General features: G+C 61.7%; 26 protein-coding genes and 1 other RNA gene. 14 read left to right on the top strand and 13 right to left on the bottom strand.

Annotated features, from left to right (window positions below):
- Nucleotides 1–46: 46 nt before the first annotated feature.
- The 3 genes from P3M64_RS08415 to P3M64_RS08425 are packed head-to-tail and all read right to left on the bottom strand — an operon-like array spanning nt 47 to nt 2,796.
- On the bottom strand, nt 47–1,351 hold the full coding sequence (locus P3M64_RS08415) for a diguanylate cyclase domain-containing protein (protein ID WP_132937757.1): 1,305 nt from the start codon (nt 1,349–1,351) through the stop codon (nt 47–49).
- Nucleotides 1,348–2,154: a histidinol-phosphatase gene (gene hisN, locus P3M64_RS08420; RefSeq protein WP_132937756.1), complete on the bottom strand. Its 807-nt coding sequence runs from the start codon at nt 2,152–2,154 to the stop codon at nt 1,348–1,350. The genes P3M64_RS08415 and hisN overlap by 4 nt, the downstream gene beginning before the upstream one ends.
- Nucleotides 2,155–2,169: 15 nt before the next feature.
- The gene (locus tag P3M64_RS08425) at nt 2,170–2,796 is read right to left on the bottom strand and encodes a c-type cytochrome (RefSeq protein ID WP_132937755.1); all 627 of its coding nucleotides are present in this window, start codon (nt 2,794–2,796) and stop codon (nt 2,170–2,172) included.
- Between the two features lie 329 nt (nt 2,797–3,125).
- Here P3M64_RS08425 and P3M64_RS08430 point away from each other — a divergent pair, with 329 nt between their 5' ends.
- Nucleotides 3,126–3,830, top strand: coding sequence for a 3-deoxy-manno-octulosonate cytidylyltransferase (locus P3M64_RS08430; RefSeq protein WP_243644690.1), 705 nt, complete (start codon nt 3,126–3,128; stop codon nt 3,828–3,830).
- Between the two features lie 11 nt (nt 3,831–3,841).
- Nucleotides 3,842–4,714 (top strand): prephenate dehydratase, encoded by an 873-nt coding sequence (locus P3M64_RS08435; RefSeq protein WP_132937753.1) that lies wholly within the window; start codon nt 3,842–3,844, stop codon nt 4,712–4,714.
- Between the two features lie 21 nt (nt 4,715–4,735).
- On the opposite strand, the gene nudC is transcribed toward P3M64_RS08435, so the two are convergent.
- Entirely contained in the window at nt 4,736–5,692 is a 957-nt protein-coding gene (nudC, locus tag P3M64_RS08440) for an NAD(+) diphosphatase (RefSeq protein ID WP_132937752.1), read from the bottom strand.
- A 256-nt stretch (nt 5,693–5,948) separates the two neighbouring features.
- Here nudC and P3M64_RS08445 point away from each other — a divergent pair, with 256 nt between their 5' ends.
- From P3M64_RS08445 to P3M64_RS08460, 4 genes are all read left to right on the top strand, one after another.
- Nucleotides 5,949–6,458 (top strand): cupredoxin domain-containing protein, encoded by a 510-nt coding sequence (locus tag P3M64_RS08445; protein WP_132937751.1) that lies wholly within the window; start codon nt 5,949–5,951, stop codon nt 6,456–6,458.
- Between the two features lie 84 nt (nt 6,459–6,542).
- Nucleotides 6,543–6,633, top strand: an RNA gene (gene ffs, locus P3M64_RS08450) — signal recognition particle sRNA small type.
- Nucleotides 6,634–6,749: 116 nt separating this feature from the next.
- Complete coding sequence (locus P3M64_RS08455) at nt 6,750–8,672, top strand: DNA polymerase III subunit gamma/tau (RefSeq protein ID WP_132937750.1); 1,923 nt, start codon at nt 6,750–6,752, stop codon at nt 8,670–8,672.
- Between the two features lie 34 nt (nt 8,673–8,706).
- The gene (locus P3M64_RS08460) at nt 8,707–9,357 is read left to right on the top strand and encodes a glutathione S-transferase family protein (RefSeq protein ID WP_132937749.1); all 651 of its coding nucleotides are present in this window, start codon (nt 8,707–8,709) and stop codon (nt 9,355–9,357) included.
- Nucleotides 9,358–9,436: 79 nt separating this feature from the next.
- Here P3M64_RS08460 and P3M64_RS08465 read toward each other — a convergent pair whose 3' ends face one another.
- Nucleotides 9,437–10,270 (bottom strand): 3'-5' exonuclease, encoded by an 834-nt coding sequence (locus P3M64_RS08465; protein WP_132937748.1) that lies wholly within the window; start codon nt 10,268–10,270, stop codon nt 9,437–9,439.
- A 98-nt stretch (nt 10,271–10,368) separates the two neighbouring features.
- Here P3M64_RS08465 and P3M64_RS08470 point away from each other — a divergent pair, with 98 nt between their 5' ends.
- Both P3M64_RS08470 and recR read left to right on the top strand, forming a co-directional pair.
- Nucleotides 10,369–10,692 carry a YbaB/EbfC family nucleoid-associated protein gene (locus P3M64_RS08470; RefSeq protein ID WP_132937747.1) on the top strand — a complete coding sequence of 108 codons (324 nt, stop codon included), beginning with the start codon at nt 10,369–10,371 and terminating at the stop codon, nt 10,690–10,692.
- 55 nt (nt 10,693–10,747) lie between these two features.
- Complete coding sequence (gene recR, locus P3M64_RS08475; protein WP_132937746.1) at nt 10,748–11,341, top strand: recombination mediator RecR; 594 nt, start codon at nt 10,748–10,750, stop codon at nt 11,339–11,341.
- 103 nt (nt 11,342–11,444) lie between these two features.
- Here the strand turns inward: recR and P3M64_RS08480 are convergent, their stop codons facing one another.
- The 3 genes from P3M64_RS08480 to P3M64_RS08490 all read right to left on the bottom strand — a co-directional run bounded on the left by P3M64_RS08480 (nt 11,445) and on the right by P3M64_RS08490 (nt 14,662).
- Nucleotides 11,445–11,894 (bottom strand): cytochrome c, encoded by a 450-nt coding sequence (locus P3M64_RS08480; protein WP_132937745.1) that lies wholly within the window; start codon nt 11,892–11,894, stop codon nt 11,445–11,447.
- 17 nt (nt 11,895–11,911) lie between these two features.
- A complete protein-coding gene (locus P3M64_RS08485) occupies nt 11,912–13,066 on the bottom strand; it encodes a DNA recombination protein RmuC (RefSeq protein ID WP_165886215.1) in 1,155 nt (384 codons plus the stop codon).
- 105 nt (nt 13,067–13,171) lie between these two features.
- Nucleotides 13,172–14,662 carry an HD domain-containing phosphohydrolase gene (locus tag P3M64_RS08490; RefSeq protein WP_132937744.1) on the bottom strand — a complete coding sequence of 497 codons (1,491 nt, stop codon included), beginning with the start codon at nt 14,660–14,662 and terminating at the stop codon, nt 13,172–13,174.
- 264 nt (nt 14,663–14,926) lie between these two features.
- Between P3M64_RS08490 and def the strand changes: the two genes are divergently transcribed.
- On the top strand, nt 14,927–15,448 hold the full coding sequence (def, locus tag P3M64_RS08495; protein WP_132937743.1) for a peptide deformylase: 522 nt from the start codon (nt 14,927–14,929) through the stop codon (nt 15,446–15,448).
- Complete coding sequence (fmt, locus tag P3M64_RS08500) at nt 15,448–16,395, top strand: methionyl-tRNA formyltransferase (protein WP_132937742.1); 948 nt, start codon at nt 15,448–15,450, stop codon at nt 16,393–16,395. Before def ends, fmt begins: the two co-directional genes overlap by 1 nt.
- A gap of 52 nt (nt 16,396–16,447) precedes the next feature.
- Here fmt and P3M64_RS08505 read toward each other — a convergent pair whose 3' ends face one another.
- A complete protein-coding gene (locus P3M64_RS08505) occupies nt 16,448–17,515 on the bottom strand; it encodes a hypothetical protein (RefSeq protein WP_132937741.1) in 1,068 nt (355 codons plus the stop codon).
- A 198-nt stretch (nt 17,516–17,713) separates the two neighbouring features.
- Between P3M64_RS08505 and truA the strand changes: the two genes are divergently transcribed.
- From truA to P3M64_RS08520, 3 genes are all read left to right on the top strand, one after another.
- On the top strand, nt 17,714–18,451 hold the full coding sequence (gene truA / locus P3M64_RS08510) for a tRNA pseudouridine(38-40) synthase TruA (RefSeq protein ID WP_132937740.1): 738 nt from the start codon (nt 17,714–17,716) through the stop codon (nt 18,449–18,451).
- Nucleotides 18,452–18,467: 16 nt separating this feature from the next.
- Complete coding sequence (locus P3M64_RS08515) at nt 18,468–18,836, top strand: hypothetical protein (protein ID WP_132937739.1); 369 nt, start codon at nt 18,468–18,470, stop codon at nt 18,834–18,836.
- A gap of 71 nt (nt 18,837–18,907) precedes the next feature.
- The gene (locus tag P3M64_RS08520) at nt 18,908–19,411 is read left to right on the top strand and encodes a cytochrome C (RefSeq protein WP_132937738.1); all 504 of its coding nucleotides are present in this window, start codon (nt 18,908–18,910) and stop codon (nt 19,409–19,411) included.
- A 22-nt stretch (nt 19,412–19,433) separates the two neighbouring features.
- Here P3M64_RS08520 and P3M64_RS08525 read toward each other — a convergent pair whose 3' ends face one another.
- The 4 genes from P3M64_RS08525 to P3M64_RS08540 all read right to left on the bottom strand — a co-directional run bounded on the left by P3M64_RS08525 (nt 19,434) and on the right by P3M64_RS08540 (nt 23,044).
- Nucleotides 19,434–20,000 (bottom strand): hypothetical protein, encoded by a 567-nt coding sequence (locus P3M64_RS08525; RefSeq protein WP_132937737.1) that lies wholly within the window; start codon nt 19,998–20,000, stop codon nt 19,434–19,436.
- 33 nt (nt 20,001–20,033) lie between these two features.
- Complete coding sequence (dapE, locus tag P3M64_RS08530) at nt 20,034–21,185, bottom strand: succinyl-diaminopimelate desuccinylase (RefSeq protein ID WP_132937736.1); 1,152 nt, start codon at nt 21,183–21,185, stop codon at nt 20,034–20,036.
- A gap of 55 nt (nt 21,186–21,240) precedes the next feature.
- The gene (dapD, locus tag P3M64_RS08535; protein ID WP_207893090.1) at nt 21,241–22,089 is read right to left on the bottom strand and encodes a 2,3,4,5-tetrahydropyridine-2,6-dicarboxylate N-succinyltransferase; all 849 of its coding nucleotides are present in this window, start codon (nt 22,087–22,089) and stop codon (nt 21,241–21,243) included.
- Nucleotides 22,090–22,324: 235 nt separating this feature from the next.
- On the bottom strand, nt 22,325–23,044 hold the full coding sequence (locus P3M64_RS08540) for a pyrimidine 5'-nucleotidase (protein WP_243644671.1): 720 nt from the start codon (nt 23,042–23,044) through the stop codon (nt 22,325–22,327).
- 125 nt (nt 23,045–23,169) lie between these two features.
- Here P3M64_RS08540 and P3M64_RS08545 point away from each other — a divergent pair, with 125 nt between their 5' ends.
- A complete protein-coding gene (locus tag P3M64_RS08545; RefSeq protein WP_132937734.1) occupies nt 23,170–24,927 on the top strand; it encodes a diguanylate cyclase domain-containing protein in 1,758 nt (585 codons plus the stop codon).
- Nucleotides 24,928–24,929 lie beyond the last annotated feature (2 nt).

Raw genomic sequence — 24,929 nt, forward strand, 5'->3', positions numbered from 1 at the left:
GTCCTGTCCCGCTCTCGCGCCGGCATCGTTTCTCCGTATCTCCGCGTCAGGTCTTCGCCCTGGACGAAGCCTTACCCACGGCTACCGCCGAGCTGGGGTCGGTGTAAAACTTGAAATTATTGCGACCCTCCGCCTTGACCCGGTACATCACCTCGTCGGCCGCCTTGATCAGGCCCTCGGGGGTGTCGGCGTCAACCGGATAAACGCTGACGCCGATGCTCGCCCCGACGGCGCACTGCGTTCCCGGCACCTGGAACGGTTCGACCAGACAATCAATAATTTTTTGCGCGATCGGGGCGGCGTTGCTCCAGTCGTCCATCGCCTCAAGAATCAGCACGAATTCATCGCCGCCGATCCTGGCCACGGTATCGGACGAACGCACGCAATTGCCGAGCCGCTCGCCAACCCCCTTGAGCACGATGTCCCCCGCCTCGTGTCCCAAGGAATCGTTGATCGGCTTGAACTTGTCGAGATCGACAAACATCAAAACGGCAAAATTTCCCGCCCGTTCGGCCCGACTTATCGCACGCTCCAGGCGTTCTTGAAAAAGATTTCGGTTGGGCAAGCCGGTCAAGGGGTCGTGATGGGCAAGGTGGCGAATTTGAGCCTCGGCACGCTTGCGTTCGGTGATATCGCGGATAATGCCGGTAAAGACGCGCCGCCCCCCTTCATGCAACACCGAAATCGCGATTTCGATCGGAAAAATGCTCCCGTCCTTGCGCTGCCCTTCCAGTTCCCGAACCTTCCCGATGGCTTTTTTTTCTCCGGTCTCGATATAGCGCGCAAGATAGCCGTCGTGCTGCGCGGCGTGCTGCGCGGGCATCAAAAGCCCAACGTTTTTGCCCACCGCCTCAAGGGCGCTATAGCCGAACATATTTTCCGCCGCCGGATTGAACGAAGTAATCGTTCCGTCCTGATCGATCACGATCACGGTTTCGGCCATCGCGTCCAAAATGCCCGACAGCCGTTGTTGGCGCTGTCGCGCCTGTTCAGCGGAACGAATAAATTCCGTAATGTCCCGGCATTCGACGACAAAGGTGCCGTCGGCGATTCCCTCAATGCGGGTCACCCGCATCTGCACGTCGATATGCGGTCCGCTCAGCGGAATTAATTTCAACGGCACCCCGGCGTCCTCCTCGGCGAAAGCGTCCAGACCAAGGGCGATCAAATCCGCGAAGTCGGAACTCACCAAAGCGCTGAACGACATGCCGACAACCGCATCCGGGCTACCCGCCCCGAGCATCTTAACGCCCGCGGGATTGATCCACGCGATCGTCTCGCCAGAGCACACGCAAACCATGTTGCTGATAATGTCCAGCAGTTTCCCCTGATAGGGGGTGTCTTCTTTCAAAACGCCACCTTGTTTTTTTTATGCGCCGCATGGGCGGCAAGGACCGACAGTCCAATTTCGTGGATACGGGCGTCTCCCGCGGCCAGAACCCGCCCATCGGAGGCGATCGTCAGCGGGCTTCCCGACCAATCGGTGACGCGCCCGCCCGCCCCATCGATAACCGGGACCAGAGCGCAATAATCGTAAGGCTGCAACATCGCCTCGCAAACGACGTCCACGGTGCCGTTGGCAAGCAGGCCGTAGGCGTAACAATCGGCGCCGTAGCCGGTGCGCCGACAGCCCGCGCTAAGCGCGCGGAAGGCGGCGGCGTCGGGACCGGCGAACATATCGGGCGTCGTCGCATAAAGCCAAGCGTCGGCAAGGTTGGTGAGGGCTCGGCTCGTCACATCCCGCCCGTTGAAAGTGGTCTTGCGTCCCGACACGCCGACCCAGCGCTCGTTCAAGGCCGGCATATTGATCACCCCGAGCACCGGAACGCCATGCCGGGTCAACGCGATCAGGGTGCCGAACAAAGGTTTTCCGGTGACGAAGGAATGCGTGCCGTCGATCGGGTCGAGCACCCAGACGAACTCGGCGTCCACGTTCTCGTTTCCGAATTCCTCGCCGAGAATGCCATGATCGGGAAAGGTTTCGTTAATCAACGCGCGCATCGCCTGCTCGCACTGTCGGTCGGCGACGGTTACCGGCGAGGCGTCGTCCTTGGTGTCGATGGCGAACGCCCCCCTAAAATAGCTGAGGGCGATCGGCTGGGAAACTTCGGCCAGACGCTCGGCCAGGGCGACGTAGGGGGCAAGTTCGAGCATCGAAAAACCTTATCCTTAGTCCTTGAGTGTCGATAAGAAAGCGATTACATCGGCCCGGTCTTGCGAATTTTTCAGGCCGGCGAAGGTCATTTTCGTGCCGCTGGCGAAGACGCGCGGGTTGGTGATCAGGGCGTCGATATCTTCGGGTGTCCATACGCCGGTAAGGGCCTTAAAGGCTAGGGAATACTTGAAGCCCTCCGCCGAGGCCTTCTTGCGTCCGACGATTCCCCACAAATTGGGGCCGGTACGCACCCTGTCTCCCTTGGCGAAAGAATGACACCCGATACATTTGCGAAAAATCTTCTTTCCCCGCACCGGATCGCCCGCGACCAGCGCCGTCGCGCCAAGCGCCGGCGTGGAACCCGCCTGGGTTGGCGGCGTCGCGGAGGCGGGAGGCGTGGAGGCGGGAGGCGTGGAGGGTTGAGAGGCCGCCTCGGAAGCGGTATCGACCGTCGGCGTCTTCTCGGCCGCCGGCTTATCGACCGCCGGTTTATCGGTCGGCGGCGTGCTCGTTTTTTCGACCGTCGATACGCCCACAACCGGCCCTTGGGGTGGTATCGCGATATCGCCGAAAAAATTGGCAAGAACGAAAACAAGAGCCGTCAACGCCAGCGCCGCGACAACATTCGTCATAATTTTCATGATCGTAACCCCGCCCTATACATCATTGGGGGATAAGCCCTAACGACTTAACCGTCCGGGCGCGGCGGCAACATCCCGTCATTCTTGAACCCCCGAGCGCCTTGTGACGGTAAAAGTTGTATTTCGTCGCCCCCGCACGCCTATAAAAAAATCCGCCACCGCCCCTATGCGAACTCTATAGAGAACCGCAGATTTTCGCAATAATTTGTGCTGGAGCTCCATATCAACGCTTGCCTCCTAGGGTGGGATATGATGTCTTGGTTCCTCGTTTTCAAAGGGGCATCACCTTGCGCCGTCCAAAAAATCCCATCGTCATCATTCCCGCTCGAATGGCCTCGACCCGATTGCCGGGAAAACCCTTGGCCGATATTCACGGTCGCCCCATGGTCGCCCACGTGGTCGAGCGCGCCCGCGAAGCCGATGTCGGGCCCGTCGTGGTCGCCTGTTGCGAGGACGCCGTCTACCGGGCGGCGCGCGCCTGCGGCGCGACGGCGGTGATGACCCGCGCCGACCACGCCTCGGGATCGGATCGAATTTACGAAGCGTTGCGCGCGATCGATCCGGAGCGCCGCCATGACGCGGTGATCAACGTTCAGGGCGACCTGCCGACGGTCGAACGGGCGACGGTACGCGCCGTGTTCGACCCATTGGGCGAGGACGGCGTCGATATCGCCACCCTGATCGCCGAAATCCGTGACCCCGATGAAGCGGACAACCCCAACGTGGTCAAGGCCGTCGTCGCCATCCCGGCGGGCGGGCGCGGCGGGCGGGCGCTGTATTTTTCCCGCGCCCGCATTCCGACGGGCCCCGGCCCACTTTACCATCACATCGGATTGTACGGTTTCCGCACCGAAGCCCTTGAGCGGTTCGTCGCCCTGCCACCGGGAATTCTGGAAGCCCGCGAGAAACTCGAACAGCTCAGGGCGCTTGAGGCCGGCATGCGGATCGAGGCGGTACGCGTTGACACGGTTCCCCTCGGTGTCGATACTCCCGCCGACCTAGAACGCGCCCGACGTATGCTCGACACAAAATAGGAAGCCGCCCAATGGCCGACGCCCAAACCACCGCCGCCAACACCATCGCTTTTCAAGGCGCGCCGGGGGCCAATTCCGACCTTGCCTGCCGAAGCGTCCATCCCGATATGAACACCCTGCCGTGCGCCACCTTCGAGGACACCATCGCCGCGGTCCACGCCCATCGGGCGCGCCTGGCGATGATCCCGATCGAAAACACCGTCGCCGGGCGCGTCGCCGATATTCACCACTTGCTGCCCAATTCCGGCCTGCATATCATCGCCGAGCATTTTCAGCGCATCGACCATTATCTGCTCGGCGTTCCCGGTGCGACGATCGACGAGCTGACTCACGTCCATAGCCATGTTCACGCCCTCAACCAATGTCGCCGTACGATTCGCGCCTTGGGCGTCAGCCCCGTGGTCCATGCCGACACCGCGGGCGCGGCGGAGATGATCGCCCAGCGCGGCGACAAGAGCCAGGGCGCGATCTCGGCCAAACTCGCCGGGGAGATTTACGGCCTCGACGTGTTGCGCGCCAATATCGAGGACGCCAAGCACAACACCACGCGATTCTTGATCATGGCTCGTGAGGCGCAAATTCCCGATGCCGCGGGCGGCCCGGCGGTAACCAGTTTCGTGTTTCGCGTTAAAAGCGTGCCCGCCGCCCTATACAAGGCGCTGGGCGGCTTCGCCACCAACGGGGTCAACATGACCAAACTGGAAAGCTATCTGGTCGGCGGCAGCTTCCAAGCGGCGCAATTTTATGCCGAGGTCGAGGGCCACCCCGAGGAAAAATCCATGCGTCTGGCGTTCGAGGAATTGGATTTCTTCACCCACGAGATGGCGATCCTCGGCGTTTATCCCGCCGCGCCTTTCCGGGAGACCCAAAACAACTCAAACTGACGCCCCCGTGCAACCTCGCCGTCAGCCCTCGGCCATCCATTGGTCGATCAACAGGTGGGCCAAGCTGTCGGGGCGGGGCAGGAAAAGGCCGCGCTCGGGGAACCGGCGAATTTGCGCCCGGGTACACCAGCGTGCGTCCTCCAACTCGCCGTCGTTGAGGGTGATGCCCACGCTTTGCGCCTCGGCGCGAAAGCCGATCATCACCGAACCCGGAAACGGCCACGGCTGCGAGCTGTGATAGGCGACGGCGCCGACGCGCACCGACGTTTCTTCCGCGACCTCGCGGCGAACCGCGTCTTCCAGGGTTTCCCCCGGCTCGACGAAGCCGGCGAGAACGGCGTACATGCCCTTGGGCCAAGGCGACTGGCGCGCCAGCAGACACGCCCCGCCTTCCGGACCCGAGCGAGTCACCAAAACAATTACCGCCGGATCGAGACGGGGATAAAATTCATGGCCGCAGTCGAGATTGACGCAGCGCCGTGCGGCCCCGCCGTGGATGCTTTCGGTGCGCTGGGCGCACAGCGAACAATAGGACTGCATCCGGTGCCAATGCATCAACGCCCGCCCATGGGCGAGCAGATTCGCCTCGAAAGGGTCCAGCGCCACACCCACCTCGCGCAACTCTTGAAAGCGCGCCTGTCCCATCAACGGGGTCAACTCCAGAGCCTCCTTGGAGGATACGTCCACGCAAAAATATGCGGTGTCGTCCTTGACCCCCAGCAGGGCGAGGGTATCGGCGATACGCAGCAGGCCACGAGCGTGCGCCCCCGTCAACATGACCGCACTGGGCGAAACGCCGTTGACGTCGCGGATCAGGTGCAGCCCGCGCCACACCGCGATGACGCGCGTGTCGCGTCGATGCAAACGTTCGTCAAGCCACGCCGCGTCACGCCTTTGCAACACGGCGCGATCCAACGTCCCACCACCATAGGCGACGCCGTGGGTAGAAAATGAAGCCCGCCTCGATGACATCGACATCGGCAACCCCGCATTCTGGAGGAGTATCCCTCAAGGAAAAATGAAAATGCGCCTTAAACGCAGATTCTCAAGCAGCCAACCACGATCGCCGAACGCTGTCAAAGTTTTGCCTTGGTCGCCCGTCCGTCACCTGCTAATTTTGTCGCCGACAACCCGCTTTGGTTGACCCGCGTTATTCGTCATTCGTCGTGATTCGCCACGATCGTTTTTTCCGGCCCAAGCGCCGATATTTTTTGGTAGGAAAGACCCCACCTTCATGTTCTCGCGTTGTTCCATAGCGGTTATGATCGCGGCGGGCGCGTTGCTCGCGGCCTGTTCCGCAGTGCCCGATTCCGTACGGGCGTTGAGCGCGGCGTGCCCGACCGACAGCTCCGGGGCGCTTGGCAAGGTCAACTGGAAACAGGCCGAACATATCCGCATCCGGGTCCGCCAAGGTGAATATACGCCAATGGTTCAGCATTTCGTGCAAGGCCGCCCCTACGTCCTCAGTCTGGTCAACGGCGATACGCAAACGCATTATTTTTCCGCGCCGGGCTTCGCCCGCGCCGTGCTCACCGACACCTTGCGTCCCGGCGGCGGGAAGACGGGTCGGGACTGCGTCAATACCGTCACCTTGAAGGCGGGGCAAACCGTCACCTGGCGCTTCATCGCCGCCCATGACGGGCGATACACGTATTACGACAACGCCTTCGCCCTCTTGGGCGGCCTAATCCCAAGCGGGACCGTCGTCATCGACGAGCCGCCGGCCTATCTTTTGGAGCCATGATCGCGGCGTATTGTTCGTGTCCGTTTTTCCTCCTTTTAAAGGCTTTCGGTTCGATCCCGGGATTGGTATAGTGCCGCCCAGGAAGGTTGGCGGCGGACGAACGCCTCGCCAATCCGGTCAGGTCCGGAAGGAAGCAGCCGCAACGAGTTTCCGTTCGGGTCGCTCGCCAGCCTTCCGTTACCGACGTCGCCGGTTTCGCCGCGCCGAAACGGTCGCGAGCGGTCGGGCGGATACGTCGGGGTCGGGGTGCCGGGCGTCGTCGCCTTACCGTTTTTTCTTTCCGGGCAGGTCATGAGCGATCCACAAAACACCGATCATTCCGCCACCACCCCACATCTAGACGCCGATGCGCACCCTCCCGACACGCAGGCGGACGCCCTCAAGGACACCCCCCCGGACGTCCCCCCCAAGGATGCCCCCAAGACCAACGAGGCATATCGCGTCCTCGCCCGCAAATACCGACCGACGGATTTTGACGGCCTGATCGGACAGCAGGCGATGGTGCGCACCTTGTCCAACGCCATTGCGGCGGGACGCCTCGCCCATGCCTTCGTTCTCACCGGGGTGCGCGGCGTCGGTAAAACGACGACGGCGCGGATCATCGCCCGCGCCCTGAACTGCGTCGGACCCGACGGCGCGGGTGGGGCCACCATCGCGCCATGCGGGGTCTGCGAAAATTGCCGCGCCATCGCCGAGGACCGCCATGTCGATGTGATGGAGATGGACGCGGCGTCGCGCACCGGTGTCGATGACATCCGCGAATTGATCGAAGGCGTGCGCTACCGCCCGGTCGTCGCGCGCTACAAGGTCTACATCATCGATGAAGTGCACATGCTGTCGAAAAGCGCCTTCAACGCCCTTCTGAAAACCCTGGAAGAGCCCCCCGAACACGTTAAATTTATTTTCGCCACCACCGAAATTCGCAAGGTTCCGGTCACCGTGTTGTCGCGCTGTCAGCGCTTCGACCTGCGCCGCATCGACATCGAAACCCTAAGCACGCATTTTCAGAAGATCGTCACCAGCGAGGGCGCCTCCGTCAGTCCCGAGGCGCTGCACCTGATCGCCCGCGCCGCCGATGGATCGGTGCGCGACGGCTTGTCCCTGCTCGATCAGGCGATCGCGCACACCGGCGGCGAGGTTGGCGAGGATCAGGTTCGCGACATGCTCGGTCTGGCCGACCGCACGGCGACCTTCGATCTTTTCGAGGCGGTGATGAAAGGCGATATCGCAGGCGCGCTAAACGATGTCGCCGGGCAGTATGTCTCGGGCGCCGACCCGCTTCAGATTCTCGAAGACATGCTCGATCTTACCCACTGGTTGACGCGCATCAAGGTCACGCCGCAAGCCGCCGAGGGCGTCTCCGTCCCCGAGGCCGAACGCACGCGCGGCAAGGCGTTAGCCGCGGGTCTGAGCATGGCCTCCCTCGCACGGGCATGGCAAATGTTGCTGAAGGGCCTGGGCGAAAGCCGCCAAGCCCCATCGCCGATGCAGGCGTTGGAAATGGTCCTGGTCCGCCTCGCCCACAGCGCCAATCTGCCCAGCCCCGCCGATGTCCTGCGCCGTCTCGACAGTGCCCCGCAGCCCGCAGCCCCGGCCTCCGACTCGAAACCCGATACACCCGCCACACCCGTCGCGCGCACCGATTCCGATTCGGCGCCCGGCGCCGTGGACGCCTCCATCGGTTCGACGCCGCGCACTCCGGGGGCGCGCCACGCCGTCGGCGGTGGGGTGGCGCGCGCGCCTCGGTCGCACACCGACCCTCAGTCGATGTCCGAACTGGACCTCCCCGATCCACTAACCTACCAGGCGGTGGTCGAATTGACCGAAACCAAGAGCGAAATGATCCTGCACGCCAACCTTGTCTCGAACGTTCACTTGGTACGCTTCGAACCGGGCCGGATCGAGTTCCATCCCGGTGAGTACGCCGACGAAGACCTGCCCCACAAATTGAATAAGTTCCTCAACGACGCCACCCGCAGACGCTGGGTGGTGACGGTGTCGCGCGAAGCCGGTCAACCCACGCTAAAACAGCAGCAAGACGCCAAACAGGCCCACGAAAAAGCCGCGGCCGCCAACCACCCTCTGGTGCGCGCGGTGATCGAGGCTTTTCCCGGGGCCAGCGTCGGCGCGGTGCGCAAAATCATCCCCGTTGACGCCCCTCCCTCCGGGGATGTGTCCGGGGACATGTCCGATCCCGACGAAAATATTATTTAGACCATTCAATGCCTTAAAAACAGAGTATAACGCGATGTATACGCTTTATTTTTACCCCGGAAACGCCAGTATGGCCCCGCATTTCATGCTTGAGGACATCGGCGCCGAATTTCAATTGCGCCGCCTCGCGCGCGAAACCAACGAGCACAAGGGCGCGGCGTATCTAAAACTCAATCCGTGCGGGCGGATCCCGACTCTGATCGACCACGACGCCCCTGGAGGCGATCTGGTGATTTTCGAGGCGGCGGCGATCTGTCTACACCTCGCCGACGCCCATCCCGAAGCCAACCTCGCCCCGGCGTTGGGCACGCCCGAGCGCGCCCACCTGTACCAATGGCTGATCTTCCTCACCAACACCATTCAGGAAGGCGTGCTCACCTACGCCTATCCCGACCGCTACACCACCGACCCCGACGGCGTGCCCGCGGTCAAGATGGCGGCGGAAAAACGTCTAACCGACATGTTCGCCATCGTCGATAGCCATCTGGAGAGACGCGATTACCTGCTTGGCGCGCAATTTTCTCTGGCCGATTATTACCTACTGATGTTGACCCGCTGGGGACGCAACCTCGCCGCGCCGCCGCGCGATTTGCCCTACCTCGGAGCCAGCGTGGCGCGCACCTTGGCGCGACCCGCCGTGGAGCGCGCGATCGCCACGGAAGGCGTTCCCGCACCGTTTTATTGAGGTTATTCCTCCGATATGCGTGCTTAGGGTCGGGCCCTCTTCATCTCTGCCAGACGCATCAGATGAAGAGGTCCCGACCCTAGTCGAGCAAGAAGCGGTCGCCGGACGCCACGCCCCAGGCGGCCATGAATTCGCCCAGGTGTGGGCGCGCTTCGCCCTCGGCCTCGATCAGGGCGATAATGTCGGCGACCGCCCGGTTGTAGCCGTCGGCGTCGATGGCGCCGGTGAACAGGCGCTGGCGCAGATAGACCAAATAGGTGTTGAGAACGTCGCTTTCGCAGTAATCGCGAATTTCGCCGAGCCGTCCCTCGTCGTACATCGGCGCGACCATCGCCCCGTCAACGCCGATCTTGCCGGGAAAGCCCATCACGGCGGCGGCCTCGTTCAGCCTGATGCGCGCCGAAGCGCCGAAATCGGACATCACCTCAAGCAGGTCGCAATGCCAATCGGTGGCGTAGCGCGCGCCGTAACTGGCCCATTTGTCGCCCAAAGTAGCGAAGGTATGGGCCGACACGCCGTGCTTCATAGCGCGATATTTAAGCACCGGAATATCGAACCCGCGGCCGTTAAAACTGACCAAACGGGGACGATGACGGTCGATGAAGCCGAAGAAGCCTTTGATCAGGTCCTTTTCCGACGACGCCTCGGCGCCGCCGGAACGCAGCTCCTTGAGGTAATAGACCTCGCGCTCGCCCGCCCGTTCGATCTCGGCGTGAAGAAAGCTGATCGCCACCACCTTGTGAAAAGGCTGGCGCGCGAAGGCGTTTTTTCCCTGAGTGATCTCCAGGTGATAGCGCTCCAACTCGGCGCGGCGCGCGACGACGTCGGCTTCGGCGAACCCGGTCAGGTTGGGCACGGCGTCGGTGTCGGGGACGGTTTCGATGTCGAAGACGAACAGGCTTTGATGGTGCATGATGGTCCATGGTATACACTGGACATGATTTCACAAGCGCGATGCGCCACCGAGGACACCGCCACCGCGACACAGACACCAAAAATTAAGGACCCCCCATGAAAAACCTTGGCCAGATGATGAAACAGGCCCAACAACTGCAAACCCGCATGACCGAAATGCAGGAAAAACTCGACGAGCACCAGACCGAGGGGCTCTCCGGCGGCGCGATGGTGCGCATCACGCTGAACGGGCGCGGCGATATGAGAGCGCTGAAGATCGACCCCAGCCTGCTGAACCCCGATGAGGGCGAAATCCTGGAAGACCTGATCCGCGCCGCCTACACCGACGCCAAAACCAAGATCGACGCCTACAAACAGGAAATGATGGCCGACGTGACCGGCGGATTACCGCTGCCGCCGGGCTTTAAGATGCCGTTCTAAGCTTTTTCATTATAAAGAAAAAACCGCTGACTTTAACTGCAAGCGACATCGGACCATGAGTGTGAGCGAGATCGACGCCCTGGTGGCGTTGCTGGCGAAAATTCCCGGCCTGGGCCCGCGCTCGGCGCGCAGGGCGGCGTTTTATCTGATCAAGCGCCGCGAATCGGTAATGACCCCGCTGGCGCGCGCGTTGGGCGCGGTGGCGCAAAATATTCGGACCTGTTCGATTTGCCACAACCTGGACACCCATGACCCCTGTATCATCTGCAGCGGCCCCAAGCGCGACCGTTCGGTGATTTGCGTCGTCGAGGATGTCGCCGACCTGTGGGCGATGGAGCGTATTTCCGGCTTTTCCGGCACCTATCACGTCCTCGGCGGCACGCTTTCCGCCCTCGACGGCGTCGGCCCCGAGGACCTCGACATCGCCGGATTGGTGCGCCGGGCGCGGGACCCCGAAACCAAGGAGGTCATCCTAGCCACCAACGCCACCGTCGATGGCCAGACCACGGCGCATTATATCGCCCAAACCCTGAGCCCGTGCGCCGTGCGTATTTCCGGGCTGGCCCACGGCGTGCCCGTCGGCGGCGAACTGGATTATCTCGACGAGGGCACGTTGTCGGCGGCGCTCAAGGCGCGCCACCCACTATGACCCACCCACTACGACCAAGTGCCTCCCCCCACGCCATCGACGACGATGGATGGCGCGAACGATAGAGGGTGGAAACGGTCGCGCGCAACCGCCAGGGCCGAGCCTAATACAGATGATTGGCGCGTTGCATTTCCTGAATGAAGGCGATGATCGCGCCGATATTTTGAGCGCCGAGGTCCGGTTGCGCCGGCATTGCGCCAAAATTCCAATGATGGGGGGCGACGCCTTGAACGATCGCCCGGCGAATACCGTCCCCGCCGGGATGGCCGAGACGGTACATGGGATGGATCAGGGGCGGCCCGGCGCGACTTCCGGTGCCGTTCGGACCATGGCAAGAGGCGCATTTTTCATTGAAGAGCCGCTGCCCGCGCCGCCCCTCGGGGGTCAAATGCGGGACCGCCGCCCGGGTCGTTAGCGGGGTGGCGCGGTGGGCGTAATACAATCCCCAGACCGCGGCGAAAGAAAGCACCCCCATGGCGATGAAAATGCGCACCGGCGAGCGTTGGCGGGGCGGGGCCAACGGTATTCGGTCGTTTTTCTCCGGCTTATTCATCTTCACCCCGACTATTTTTAATCCGAAGAAGAAACCTCGCGAACGCCAAGCGGCGCCAGAGCCGGCGGCGCGCCATCCTCGCCAAGCTCGATCGCCTCGATATTCTCCGAACGCCGGGTCACCTTGTCGGTGGAAATCCGGATCTCGCGGATGTCCTCGGTGGCCTGGCCGAAATGGCGCTGCAACTTACCGACCCGTTCGTCCAGGCGCTTAATATCGCCCAACAATTTGACCACCTCGCCCTGGATAACGCCCGCCTGCTCGCGCATGTTGGCGTCCTTGAGCACTGCGCGCACCGTGTTCAGGGTCGCCATCAGGGTCGTCGGCGAGACGATCCACACCCGTTTGCTAAACGATTTGGCGACGATGTCGGGCAGCGAGGCGTGCAGTTCGGCGTAGACCGCCTCGGACGGCAAGAACATCATCGCCGATTCGGCGGTCTCGCCGGGGACGATGTATTTGTCGGCGATGGCGCGAATGTGGTTCATCACATCGGCGGCGAAGGCGCGCAACGCCTGGGTGCGCGCCGGCTCCTCCCGGGCGGCGCGCAGGGCGCGGTAACTTTCCAGCGGGAACTTGGCGTCGATCACGATCGAGCCCGGCGGATTGGGCAGTTTCAACACGCAGTCGGCGCGCTTGGCGTTGCCCAGGGTGACCTGAAAGCCATAGGCCGACGGCGGCAGCATGTCGCGCACCAGGTCCTCCAACTGGATCTCGCCGAAAGCGCCGCGCGCCTGCTTGTTGGACAGGACGTCCTGTAGGCCGACCACTTGTTTGGACAACTGGGTCAAGTTCTCCTGGGCTTTGTCGATCACCGCCAAACGTTCGTGCACCTTACCCATCGCCTCGCCGGTTTTCTCGGTATGCTGGTGCAGCCCCTCGCCGAGGCGGTGGGTGACCGCCTCCAGGCGTTGATCCAAGGTACGTGTCAGTTGGGCCTGGGACGCGGTCTGATTTTCCGCCAATTGCTGCAACCGCCCGCCCAGTTCGGCCTGGGCCTGGGACATGTGCCGGGCGAGGTCCTCGGTCATCCGACCAAGGGTGGTTATGGCGTCATTATTTTTCGCCCGCGCCCGCGCCATGGCGGCGATGAGCGCCGTAATCCCGACGATAACGGCGATCAGGCCGACGGTAAGCAGCAACTTGGTGGTATCGTCGATCACGGTGGGCATCCGAACGGTTGTCAACTGATCCCAACTTGCACCACCGCGTGAACAAAGGCAAATCGAGAAACCCGGGGGGGCCAAAATTGACGCCGGGCGTTCCCCGAGGCGAGACTACCGCGACGAATGCGCCAAATGTCCCAAGGCAGGGTCTTCGTCGATTTGGCCCTCGTCGCGGAAGGCGCGCGCGATTTCACAAAACGCCATCTCGACGGCGTCCAGGGCGTCGATCAGCACCGGGTCGAAGTGGCTGGCCCGCCCCTCGCGCAGGATCGCCATCGCCTTTTGGTGCGAAAAGGCGGGCTTGTAGACGCGCTTGGAAATCAGGGCGTCATAAACGTCGGCCACCGCCATCAAGCGGCCCGACAGCGGAATGTCCTCGCCCTTCAGGCCCTGGGGATAGCCGCTGCCGTCCCATTTTTCGTGATGGGACAGGGAAATTTCACGGGCGTAGTTGAGGAACGAATTGCCGCCCAATTCATCTTCCGCCACCCTCAGCGCGGCGGCGCCGATCTTGGGGTGGTCTTTCATGACGGTAAACTCTTCCTCCGTCAATTTGCCGGGCTTGAGCAATATGGCGTCGGGGATGCCGACCTTGCCGATGTCGTGCAGGGGCGCGGACTTATACAAAAGGTCGATGGTTTCATCGTCCATGACGTCGGCCCGGCGCGGATGGTCGCGAAGATAAATCGCCAACGCCCGGACATAGCGCTGGGTGCGCAAAATATGCGCCCCGGTTTCATTGTCGCGCGTCTCGGCCAGGGACGCCAGGGTCATAATGGTGACGTCGCGGGTGCGTTGCAGTTCCTCGGTGCGCTCGCGGATGCGGCGCACCATTTCGTTGGTATGCTGGGCCATGACGCCGAACTCGTCGTTGCTGCTGACCGGCACCGCCATGTCGTAATGGCCCGAAGTGACGCACGCCAGAACACCGTTTTCACGCATCAAAAACATGTTCAAGTTGCGCGAAAACGACCAGATGATGTTCAGCGTTTCAGGCATCGCCACCAGGAGAACGAAGCCGAACTCCTTCAAAATGGAGAGCCGCCCCTCCGCCAGGGGGATCGCGCTGCCGACCTCGACCAGCCAATCGAGATCCTTGTTCACCAGCAACATAAACACCCCGACCAACAGCGCCACGCAACCGGCGGCGAAAAGCGCCAACTTCGAGGACAGCGGGAAAAAATTTCCCGACAGCGGTAGGCTCAGGCGTTCTCGCTCGACTCTGTGGGCGACCTCGCGCTCGCGTTCCAGGGCCAAATCGGCGCTGGCGAAAAACCCCATCGCGGTGACGCCGACCAACACCTTCATGCCGCTGACCAAGGGGAAATGATGGACCTCCGTATTGTAGAACATCAAAATCAGGGCGGCGGATGCGAACAGAACCAGTTCGAGCGTGAACACCCGCAGGGTTTGCGCCGCAAGGGGCGCGCGATCGACCAGACGCGCCCTCAACGGACCGCGCGCGAAATAGATCAAAACTAAAATGACGTCGAAGGTGACGAAAACCTCGATCGCGCTCAGGCTCTCGATAAAGGGGCAAACCTGAATGCCGTATATCGGCATGATCGTCATGATCGCCAAGTAATGTAGTTTCGCTCTCATCGGTTCTCCGCCGCTCAATACAAGGTTCAGAGGTATCGCTACAACCGATCGCGCCAATACGATAGAGTGTACACTAGCGCATGTGGGGTGTCATGGGGCGTCACTTTTCGGTGATGGAAGCGCCGTTGTGGCGGGAAAGAGGAAAAGCCGACCCTTGACGACGGACCGCGTGCGCCTTAAGTGGTGCCCTGAACCCGATACATGGACAATCAACGCGCCAATGCGCCGACGCGCGCGCGATGCGAGATAAACGGAACATTCTTCATGGCGATCATGCCCATTATCGTCGCGCCCGACCCCCGCCTTAAGGTGTCGTGCAAGGCCGTCCCCAAGGTGACCAACGCCGTCGCCGCCTTGATGGACGATATGCTGCAAACCATGTACGCCGCCAACGGCATCGGATTGGCCGCGCCTCAGGTCGGCGATAAGCGGCGGGTCGTCGTCGTCGATGTGTCGCGCTCGGACGAGCCGCCCGCCCCGATTTGCATGGCCAATCCGGAAATCATATGGGAATCCGACGACGCGACCCTTCATGAAGAGGGCTGCCTATCGCTGCCCGAACATTACTCCGACGTTCTGCGTCCCAGCGTCGTGACGGTGCGCTACGTGGATCGCGAAAACGAAATTCGCGAACTGACCGCCGAGGGTATTTTGTCGGTATGCATTCAGCATGAGATCGACCACCTGGACGGTGTTTTGTTCGTCGATCATATCTCGTCGCTGAAACGCAACATGATTTTACGTAAACTGGTCAAAAGCAAAAAAATGACGGAAGCCCCGGCCTAATGGTTAAACCCCTGCGCCTGGCGTTCATGGGGACGCCCGACTTTTCCGTCCCCATTTTAGACGCGCTGATCGACGCCGGGCATGATGTCGTCTGCGTCTATGCCCAGCCTCCCCGACGCGCGGGGCGCGGGCATAAGGAACAGCCCACGCCGGTGCACGCCCGCGCCCAGGCGCGGGGCATTCCCGTGCGCACGCCGGTGTCGCTGAAAAATCCCGATGAACAGCACGCGTTCGCCGACCTGCGCCTGGACGCCGGTATCGTCGCCGCCTATGGGCTGATTCTGCCGAAAGCCGTCTTGGAAGCGCCGCGATTAGGCTGCATCAACGTTCACGCCTCGCTGTTGCCGCGCTGGCGCGGCGCGGCGCCCCTGCAGCGGGCGATCATGGCCGGGGATACGCGCACCGGGGTCACCATCATGCAGATGGATGAAGGCCTGGACACCGGCGATATTCTATGCATGGAAGAAACGCCGATTGGCCCCGACACCACCGTGGCCGAGCTTCACGACCGGCTTAGCGCGATCGGCGCGCGTATGATCGCGCCCGCCCTTGAGGGCCGCGACACGGGCGCACTCAAAGGCCGACCGCAACCCGACGCCGGGGCCTGTTATGCGGCGAAGATCACGCGCGAGGAAATGCGCATCGACTGGAACGTCTCGGCGAGCCGGATCGCGCGCCAAGTGCGTGGCCTTTACCCCCGGGCCTGGTGCACATTCGAGGGAGAGAGAATCCGCATCCTCGCCGCCAAGGCGGAGGACGCCAAAACCGGCGAGGCGAAAACCCATATTTCCGGCGTTCCCGGCGAGGTCATTGACGACGCGCTCGCCGTGCGCTGCGGCGACGGCGTTTTGCGCCTGATCGCGGTCCAGCGCGCGGGCAAGTCCGCCCTCGCCGCGGCCGACTTCCTGCGCGGCAATCCGATCGCGCCGGGCGCGCGGTTTCTCTAGTGGATCGGCCCGACGTTTCGCTCCCGCGAACCACTAGGGTCAGACTTCGTCCCTAAACCCGCGACGCCCACTGACGGTCCGCATGGGGATGAGCCTGGGTGGCGTCCTTGCGCAACTTGCGAATACTCTCGATGCCCTGCTTCATCTCGCTGAGGATAAATTCCGATCGCTTGACCGGACCGCCGACGGATTTGCTGGGAAACAGGGCGTGCCAAGCATCCATCTTGACGCTAAGCGCACACAAAATCGCACCGATCGTGGTGTGATAGCCCGAAATCATATCCTCGACCTCGTGAAATTTTTCGGCGCTGATGTTATCCCACATGTGGCGGCTGTTTTTATCGAAATCATCGAAAAGGCGCTTGATGTTGGCGGTCAAGCTGATGATCGTGCTTTCCAAGACGTCACAGGTGGTCATTAGGTTCTGATCGTTTCTGAGTTGCCAGTTTTTACGAATGTCCTTCAATGACGAAAGAAAGTTGGCGGTCGTCGGCAAGATTCGATCGAGGCAATTCTTATAGTAGGAAAGCGAGAGGAAAATATCGCCGTAATCCTCAAGAAAATGAGGCACCTCGGACAACGGTATGCCGAGCTTGACGGCGACCATTTGCAATTTTTCCTTGGCGCGGCGGATATCCGGGTCCTTGAACAATTTAATGATGTCCTCGAAGCGTTGGATCGACATGTCGTCGCTGCCGTAGATTTCGACAATCAACGGCAACGTGAACGCCTTCATATAGCTCGCCAGTTCGAGGTTCTTGGTTTCCGACAGACGCAAGTCGTCAAAATTGTTGACCGGGATGTCCTGGTCGCGCAGGGCGACGCGCAAACTGTAGACATCGTAGCTGGGCAACCGCGCCAAGCGGTGTAAAATACCGATATCCCGATGCGAAGCGCTGCCCAAATCCTGAAGCTCCCGACTGAGATCCTCGACCCTGATCTGTCCGCTTCCGGTATGCACGTTGGAGAAAATTTCAACGACGGTTTCCAGGCGGGCGTTCTTGATCATCCGGGCGCGGCGCACCACGGGAGAATCGAAAGGAACGATCGCCAGCGGCAAAACGTGAAGCGCGTCGCGATCGTGGTCGCTGATTTCAACCGCATCTTTGTGAGTGCTCATCGCTTTGGCTTCGTCCTCCCCATCACGTGAGGGGCGTTAAAGCAATAAAACAAGGTCTCAAGGCCGCTCCCCCTCGACGAGTCTAGGGGGCGACGGAACAAAGATCAAACAAAACGGCGTCGCGCGCCTGGACAATGGCGCGCCGGCGGTGGAAACAAAAGTATCGCGAAGAGGCCTCCACTTGAGTACAAAGGCCCCATGCACAGGTATCGCATCACCATCGAATACGACGGCGGCCCCTTCGTCGGCTGGCAACGTCAGATCAACGGCCCCAGCGTCCAACAGGCGATCGAGGACGCCATCCACGCCTTTTCGGGGGAAACCGTCACCCTTTTCGGCGCCGGACGTACCGACGCCGGCGTCCACGCCTTGGGCCAGGTCGCTCATTTCGATCTAGAACGGTATTTCCCGGCGCACAAGGTCCACGGCGCGGTAAATGCCCATCTGCGCGATCTTCCCATCGTTTTGCGCGATGTCGAAGCGGTCGATGAAAATTTCCACGCCCGCTTTTCGGCCCGGGAACGGACCTACCTGTACCGAATTTTAAACCGCCCCGCCCGGCCCGCCTTGGACAAGGGCCGGGTCTGGTGGGTGCCCCAGCCGCTGGACGCCGCCGCCATGCACGCCGCCGCCCAGACGTTGACCGGAAAACACGACTTCACTACTTTCCGCGCCAAGTTCTGCCAAGCGAAATCGCCCGTCAAAACCCTCGATACGCTGGACATCGCGCGCCGGGGCGAGGAGATCGTGGTCTCCGTGCAAGCGCGCTCGTTTCTCCATCACCAGGTCCGCAACCTCGTCGGCACGCTGAAACTGGTCGGCGAGGGCAAGTGGACGGCTCAGGACATCACCGCCGCCTTGGCGGCGTGCGACCGCGCCGCCGGCGGCCCCACGGCGCCGGCGGCGGGGTTATATCTGGTCGAAGTGCGTTATTAATTCTATACTCGTACCCATGCGTAAAATTGATCTCTCATTGGACCCGGAGGGTCCCGACACGCCGCCTCGCGGCGAAACATCGCAACACGGGCGCGCCGGACGCGCGCCCAACGGCGATGGGCCGCGCCAAGATACCGACAAATCTCCCGTATTGGGCTGGTTCGCCGTCGCCTTCGGTGTCCTGGGCGTCTTCACGTGGTCGGTGATTTTTGTTCCCCTGGCCCTGATTTGTGGCGTGATCGCGCTCTTCGTCGGTCAGGTTTTTTGGGGCGTCAGCGCGATCGTTTTGGCGGTGATCGCCACCGCGACGTCGCCGTTCCTGTTGATGACGCTGGGCCTAGGGGCGATGGCCGCATTCATGCATATGGGCGCTCCCGCGATGTAGGCGGACACCCCCCGCTCTCCCACACCGTGCGGAGGTGGCGGCCCGCAACGACAACGCCGACGGGAAAACCGATGATCGCCCACGCCGTATTCGTTCTTCTAAGCAGTCTTGCCGCTTACATCCTGGTGGCGATCGGCCCGCCCACGGCGTTGGCCGAGAGAAAAGACCTGGGCAACGCCGTAATCGACGATCTTACAAGACGTTTTTGCGGAGATTGTCACATGGCCTATGCGCCGATTAACCTGCCCGCACGCTCGTGGTCCACGCTGATAGATCACCTCGACGATCACTTCGGCGTGCGCCTCGTGATCAACGAAACGGCTCGGCGCCATATACGTGCTTATTTAATTTCAAAATCCGCCGATGGCGGCGGCACCCATTGGGGACGACGCCTGATGAAGCACATTCCCGCCGATACCGCGCCGCTACGCATCACCGCGACCCCCCGTTTCACCCGCCACCATAACGGCGCGCGCTTTCGCGCCTTGCTCGCCGAAAAAAAAACGACGCCCTCGCGCTGTACCCACTGCCACGGGGAAGCCGAGTTGTGCGTCCTCGGCGAACCCCCGAGATGACGCCTTTCAGGCGGAGAAACGCTCACAGCATGTAGGCGCTGGCAATTTGAACCAATAGCCCAAGCGTGAAGTCGATCAGGACCGCGCCGGCGGCGACGAGGCCCGATACGCCAAGGGCGCTTTTGGCGATAAACCATAAAAAAACCGTCATGTACACCGTCGCCAGAAGCGCGAACGCGCCACCGCCCGCCGCCGGGCCGCCCGCACGCATCATCATCATGCCGATCCCCAAATACAAGGCATTGAGAAGCACGTTCGACCAATTATAGGCGGTGATATAGCGCACCACATGACGATCACGGCCAAGCGCCCGGGTGAAGCTTAAAATCGCCAACGGATAGGCGACCCAGGAGACGGCGTAGGCGACACTCTCCAATGGAATCAGGCGCACCAACGGCGTTTTGATCAATCCGCTTTGAATCTGGACATAAACATAAAGCACGTAAAGCGGCGCAACGACGGCGGCGGCGTAGAAGGACCGCTTCGCCCCATCGACGCCGGGGCTGAAATAGCGCAACCCCGACGCATCGAAGCGCGCCAAACGACCCGCGCCGTAAAGGGAAAGAACGCTTTCGCGCAAGGTGATCATCGCCGCGTTTTCCTATCCGCGCTCGGCCCCGAGTCAGGGGAAATAGCGCCTTAATATTTCCAGGTAGACGGCGCTCAACCGTTCGACATCGCCGACGCGGACATTTTCATCCACCTTGTGCGCCGTCTCATTTTGAAGGCCCAATTCGCAGACCGGACAACAATCCTTAATGAAGCGGGCGTCCGAGGTGCCGCCCGAGGTGGACAGTTCGGGCGTCAGCGCGCAAACGCCTTCCACGGCGCGCACCATGATGGCGCTCAAGGGACCCGGTGGGGTGAGAAACGCCTCTCCGGAAACGGCGATCTCAAGCGCATGGTCCCCGGCGTGCTCCCGGCAGACGCCCTCGATCCATCGGCGCAGATCATGCCCCGTATGCGTGTCATTGAAACGGATATTGAACGCGGCCCGCGCCTCGGCGGGGATGACATTGCCGGCCCCGGCGTTGGTGTCGAGGGCGGTGATTTCCAAGTTCGACGGCTGGAAATGCGCGGTCCCGCCGTCGAGGGTGGCGGCGTTCAGGGCGCTCAGGGTTTTCAATAACCGCGGGATCGGGTTATCGGCCAGATGCGGGTAGGCGACATGCCCCTGCACCCCACGCACGGCGAGGCGGGCGTTCAGGCTGCCGCGCCGCCCGATCTTGATCGTGTCGCCCAGACGATCGACGCTGGTCGGCTCGCCGACGATACAGGCGTCGATTTTCTCTCCGTCATCGGCAAGGCGGCGCAGCATCTTTTGCGTACCGTTAATCGCCGGGCCTTCTTCGTCGCCGGTGATCAAAAATGAAATCGATCCGCCGAAATCTTGCCCCCGCTCGGCGGTAAATTTCGAAACGGCGGCGGCAAAACAAGCGATCGCGCATTTCATGTCGGCCGCGCCGCGCCCGAACAGGCGACCATCGCGCACGGCGGGCTCGAACGGCGGGGACGTCCATAGCGCGGCGTCGCCGACGGGAACGACATCGGTGTGCCCGGCAAAACAAAAGTTGCGCCCCCGCGATCCCAGCCGGGCGTACAGATTGGTGATCGGCGCCGTGTCCTCGGCCTCGAAAACCATTGTCGTACAGGCGAACCCCAAGGGCGCCAACGCCGAAGCCAAGACCGCCTGCGCGCCGGCGTCCTCGGGCGTGACGCTGGGACAGCGGATCAGCTGCGCGCTGAGTTCAACCGGGTCGATGGCCCCGCCCATGACGCTCTCCCTGATGAATGCGACGCCGGAACCCGCCCGGTTTGCCGCCGCGCGCCTAGTCGCGCAGCAATTCGTTAATCGACGTTTTAGCGCGGGTTTTCTCATCGACCCGCTTGACGATCACGGCACAGTACAAACTGGGCGACGGCGCGCCGTTGGCCATGGTCTTACCCGACGGCATCGAACCGGCGACGACCACGGAATAGGCGGGAACCCGGCCATAATGAATTTCACCACTGGCGCGATCGACGATCTTGGTCGATGCGCTGATATACACGCCCATCCCCAAAACCGAGCCTTCCTCGACAATTACCCCTTCGGCGACCTCGGCGCGCGCGCCGATGAAACAATTGTCCTCGATAATCGTCGGGTTGGCCTGCAACGGTTCCAGTACGCCGCCGATCCCCGCACCACCGGAAAGATGGACGTTCTTGCCGATTTGCGCACACGAACCGACCGTGGCCCAACCGTCGATCATCGCCCCGCTCTCAACGTACGCGCCCAAATTCACAAAAGACGGCATCAACACGACGCCGGGGGCGATATAGGCCCCCTTGCGCACGACGCAATTGGGGACGGCGCGCAGTCCGGCGGTGCGGAACCGCGCCTCATCCCAGCCCTTGAACTTGCTGTCCACCTTGTCGAACCAGTCGGCCCCGCCGGGACCGCCCGAAATCGGCGCCATGTCGTTAAGACGAAACGACAACAAGACCGCTTTTTTCAGCCATTGGTTGACCTTCCAATTACCTCGACTGACCCGCTCGGCGACCCGCGCCTCGCCACCGTCGAGCAGGGAAATCGACGCGTTCACGGCATCGCGGACTTCGCCCTGGGTATCCAAAGCGATCGCGTCACGATCGGCCCATGCGGCGTCGATAATTTTTTCCAAGTCTGCGTGGCTCAAGTCTGCGTGGCTCATGGCGTTCCTTAAAATTGCTGCACAATGAAATCGGTGGCTATGACAATTAAACCGTCCGCCTTCGCCTCATCCACCCTTCCCGTAAATCATCCCTTCTTCCCGTAAAAGAGGGACGCCTTTCCCGTTCTGGGGAAAGGCCGCGAAAACCGCCCCAGAAGATGCTTGAGCGGACCTGTCGTGTCAACCCAAAGGGGGGCGCGACACGCTCTTGCGAGGCGTTTTATAGGGCGTTCAACCAATCGCTCAACGCAGCGGTGCGGTGGTGAACATGCGCGCCCGCCGCCCCCTCGCGGCCCCATACGTTCGTGGTCTCAACCCATAACGTGGTCATTCCCAGGTCGTGAGCCGGAAGCAGGTTGCGCGCCATGTCTTCAACCATCACGGCGGAAGCGGCGGACACGCCGTGGCGGGCGATCATGTCGCGATAAATGCCGGCGTCGGGCTTGGGCACATATTCGGCCGCCTCGATGTCGAAGATACCATCGAAGTGGCGCGCGATGCCGAGGCGCGCCAACACCCGCTCGGCATGAAGACGATCGGCGTTGGTAAAGATGATCTTGCGCCCCCCGGTGCGGGCGAGGGCCGCATCCAAGGCCGGATCGGGGGCGATCGGGGACAGATCGATATCGTGCACAAAATCCAAAAAAGTCCGGGGATCGACTTGATGGTGTTTGATCAGTCCGCGAAGGGTCGCGCCGTATTCGCGAAAATAGGTTTTTTGCACCCGAAAAGCCGCCTCCTCGCTCAGATCGAGGAGGCGCGCGATAAAGGCCTTCATACGCGCGTCGATCTGACTGAACAAACCGGTGGTGGCGTCGTAAAGCGTATTGTCCAAATCGAACACCCACGTCGCCGCGCCCGCCAATTGACGCCCCGTCATTGGCGACGCCGCCTGGGCGGCGGCGTTATTTAAGTGGTTGATTGGCGCGCGTTCGTTCATATGTCCTTTGTGGACGTTTTGGCTTACAATTGCAATCTCCCTGCACAATGTAAAACCATGCCGTCCCCATGTGATTGAGCTTAAATCGCTGGCGTTTCCGTAGCGAAAAGAGATAGAAAACAGAGATGACGCGCGAAGAGATAACGCATGATACGCCCGCCACCGACACACGCCCACCCCCATCGCACGATGCGGCGCGGACCCTGATCGACACCTATGGCGAGGCGGCGGCGCTGCTTGATGAAACCGGTGGGGTGGTTTTCACCAACGCCAAGGCGCGCAAGCTTAGTTTTTTGTTCGACGGTCCCGACGGCGCCGAATTACGGGGCCTCGCCCAACGCGCCCGGGCCTTGGGCCGTGTCTCCACGCTGACGCTCAGCCTGCCCACCGCGGGGGCGCACCATACCTTCGATGCGATTGTCGTTCCCTCGATACTGAACGACCTCGTCCTAATTTTGCTGCACGATCAGTCGCTGGACCACAATCTTCGCAGCGCCCTCGTCGAATCACGCCAACGCTATAAAGACCTGGTCGAGGTTTCGAGCGATTTTTCCTGGGAGGTCGATGAACAGGAGCTGTTCTCCTTCGTTTCGCCGACCGGAGCGCTGGGCTATCCACCTCACGATATCGTCGGCGAAAAGCCGGAAACCTTCGTCATCAGCCCACAAGAATACGCCCCCCTTCCCTTTATCTCCAAAACCCCAGAAACCGAGGTCGAGGTCTGGATGCGAAGCGCCGATGGAGAGGCCGCTTGCGTGCTCGTCTCGGCGCTACCGATCCTGTCCGAAGACGGCCGCCTCAAGGGCGTGCGCGGCATCGGACGCGACGTCAGCATCGAACGCGCCCGCACCGCGGCTCTGGCGCGGGCGACCCATCGCGAACAGGTCTTGGGATATATCGTTAGGTCGATTCGCGACGAAGTCAACCCCAACGCCATGCTTGCCGCCGCCGCCACCGCCACCGCCCGCGCCCTGGGGGCGCAGGGCTGTCGCATTCTTCGCGTCAGCCGCCCCGACGACGAGGATCAAGAAGGGCCGCCGCCGGAACAAACCCAGCAGGATCCCTATCAAATCGCCGCAACATACGGCGACGACGGCCTTCCCGAGCAGAGCGCCGAAAACCCCACGTTCACCCCCGAAGACCTCGCCGTGCGCGAAAGCCGCCGGGGTGAATGGCGCATCCTTGAAGCGCCTTGCCAATACCGCCACGCCATCAACGGCGTCTTGTGCCTGTTCAAGCGGGAACAATGGGTTCCCGACGATATTCTTCTCGCCGGAGAAATCGCCGGCCATGTCGGAATCGCCATCGAACAAGTCATTCATCATGAACGCATCGTTACCCTCTCGCGGACCGACAGCCTGACCGGCTTGTTGAACCGTCGGGCCTTTTACGATGAAGAACTTCCCCGCCGCGCCGCGCGCCTGAAACAAGACAACCTGTGCGCCGCCCTATTTTATGTCGATATGGATAATTTTAAACTGGTCAACGACGAACATGGCCACCATAAAGGCGACGAGGCGATTTTGGCCTTGTGCACGATACTGCGCGAATTTTCCCGTCCGGGCGATATGATCGCCCGCCTGGGCGGTGATGAATTCGCTCTCTGGCTGGACGGCATGGACGAAACCACGGCGCAAGACCGCGCCCGACAACTCATCGAAAAAGCACAAGCTCTGCGTGAATTTTCAGGGGTTCCCGAGCGTCCGCTGGGTATTTCCGTCGGTATCGCCGTTTATCGTCCGCAGTCGGGGGAAAACCTTTCCGGCCTGCTCGCCCGGGCGGACAGAGCCATGTACCAAGTGAAGCATCAAGATAAGGGGCGTTTTTTGCTCGCGCCGCCTTATGACGGAGGAGGCGCACCGCCCCCCGTTGACGAGGAATAGAC

Source organism: Varunaivibrio sulfuroxidans, assembly GCF_029318635.1.
Classification (GTDB): Bacteria; Pseudomonadota; Alphaproteobacteria; order Rhodospirillales; family Magnetovibrionaceae; genus Varunaivibrio; species Varunaivibrio sulfuroxidans.

Excerpts from the sequence above, each read along its gene's own strand:
- hisN (WP_132937756.1), bottom strand. The coding sequence starts at position 2,154 with ATGCTCGAACTTGCCCCCTACGTCGCCCTGGCCGAGCGTCTGGCCGAA.
- P3M64_RS08425 (WP_132937755.1), bottom strand. The coding sequence starts at position 2,796 with ATGAAAATTATGACGAATGTTGTCGCGGCGCTGGCGTTGACGGCTCTT.
- P3M64_RS08430 (WP_243644690.1), top strand. The coding sequence starts at position 3,126 with ATGGCCTCGACCCGATTGCCGGGAAAACCCTTGGCCGATATTCACGGT.
- P3M64_RS08435 (WP_132937753.1), top strand. The coding sequence starts at position 3,842 with ATGGCCGACGCCCAAACCACCGCCGCCAACACCATCGCTTTTCAAGGC.
- nudC (WP_132937752.1), bottom strand. The coding sequence starts at position 5,692 with ATGTCGATGTCATCGAGGCGGGCTTCATTTTCTACCCACGGCGTCGCC.
- P3M64_RS08445 (WP_132937751.1), top strand. The coding sequence starts at position 5,949 with ATGTTCTCGCGTTGTTCCATAGCGGTTATGATCGCGGCGGGCGCGTTG.
- P3M64_RS08455 (WP_132937750.1), top strand. The coding sequence starts at position 6,750 with ATGAGCGATCCACAAAACACCGATCATTCCGCCACCACCCCACATCTA.
- P3M64_RS08460 (WP_132937749.1), top strand. The coding sequence starts at position 8,707 with ATGTATACGCTTTATTTTTACCCCGGAAACGCCAGTATGGCCCCGCAT.
- P3M64_RS08465 (WP_132937748.1), bottom strand. The coding sequence starts at position 10,270 with ATGCACCATCAAAGCCTGTTCGTCTTCGACATCGAAACCGTCCCCGAC.
- P3M64_RS08470 (WP_132937747.1), top strand. The coding sequence starts at position 10,369 with ATGAAAAACCTTGGCCAGATGATGAAACAGGCCCAACAACTGCAAACC.
- recR (WP_132937746.1), top strand. The coding sequence starts at position 10,748 with ATGAGTGTGAGCGAGATCGACGCCCTGGTGGCGTTGCTGGCGAAAATT.
- P3M64_RS08480 (WP_132937745.1), bottom strand. The coding sequence starts at position 11,894 with ATGAATAAGCCGGAGAAAAACGACCGAATACCGTTGGCCCCGCCCCGC.
- P3M64_RS08485 (WP_165886215.1), bottom strand. The coding sequence starts at position 13,066 with ATGCCCACCGTGATCGACGATACCACCAAGTTGCTGCTTACCGTCGGC.
- P3M64_RS08490 (WP_132937744.1), bottom strand. The coding sequence starts at position 14,662 with ATGAGAGCGAAACTACATTACTTGGCGATCATGACGATCATGCCGATA.
- def (WP_132937743.1), top strand. The coding sequence starts at position 14,927 with ATGGCGATCATGCCCATTATCGTCGCGCCCGACCCCCGCCTTAAGGTG.
- fmt (WP_132937742.1), top strand. The coding sequence starts at position 15,448 with ATGGTTAAACCCCTGCGCCTGGCGTTCATGGGGACGCCCGACTTTTCC.
- P3M64_RS08505 (WP_132937741.1), bottom strand. The coding sequence starts at position 17,515 with ATGAGCACTCACAAAGATGCGGTTGAAATCAGCGACCACGATCGCGAC.
- truA (WP_132937740.1), top strand. The coding sequence starts at position 17,714 with ATGCACAGGTATCGCATCACCATCGAATACGACGGCGGCCCCTTCGTC.
- P3M64_RS08515 (WP_132937739.1), top strand. The coding sequence starts at position 18,468 with ATGCGTAAAATTGATCTCTCATTGGACCCGGAGGGTCCCGACACGCCG.
- P3M64_RS08520 (WP_132937738.1), top strand. The coding sequence starts at position 18,908 with ATGATCGCCCACGCCGTATTCGTTCTTCTAAGCAGTCTTGCCGCTTAC.
- P3M64_RS08525 (WP_132937737.1), bottom strand. The coding sequence starts at position 20,000 with ATGATCACCTTGCGCGAAAGCGTTCTTTCCCTTTACGGCGCGGGTCGT.
- dapE (WP_132937736.1), bottom strand. The coding sequence starts at position 21,185 with ATGGGCGGGGCCATCGACCCGGTTGAACTCAGCGCGCAGCTGATCCGC.
- P3M64_RS08540 (WP_243644671.1), bottom strand. The coding sequence starts at position 23,044 with ATGAACGAACGCGCGCCAATCAACCACTTAAATAACGCCGCCGCCCAG.
- P3M64_RS08545 (WP_132937734.1), top strand. The coding sequence starts at position 23,170 with ATGACGCGCGAAGAGATAACGCATGATACGCCCGCCACCGACACACGC.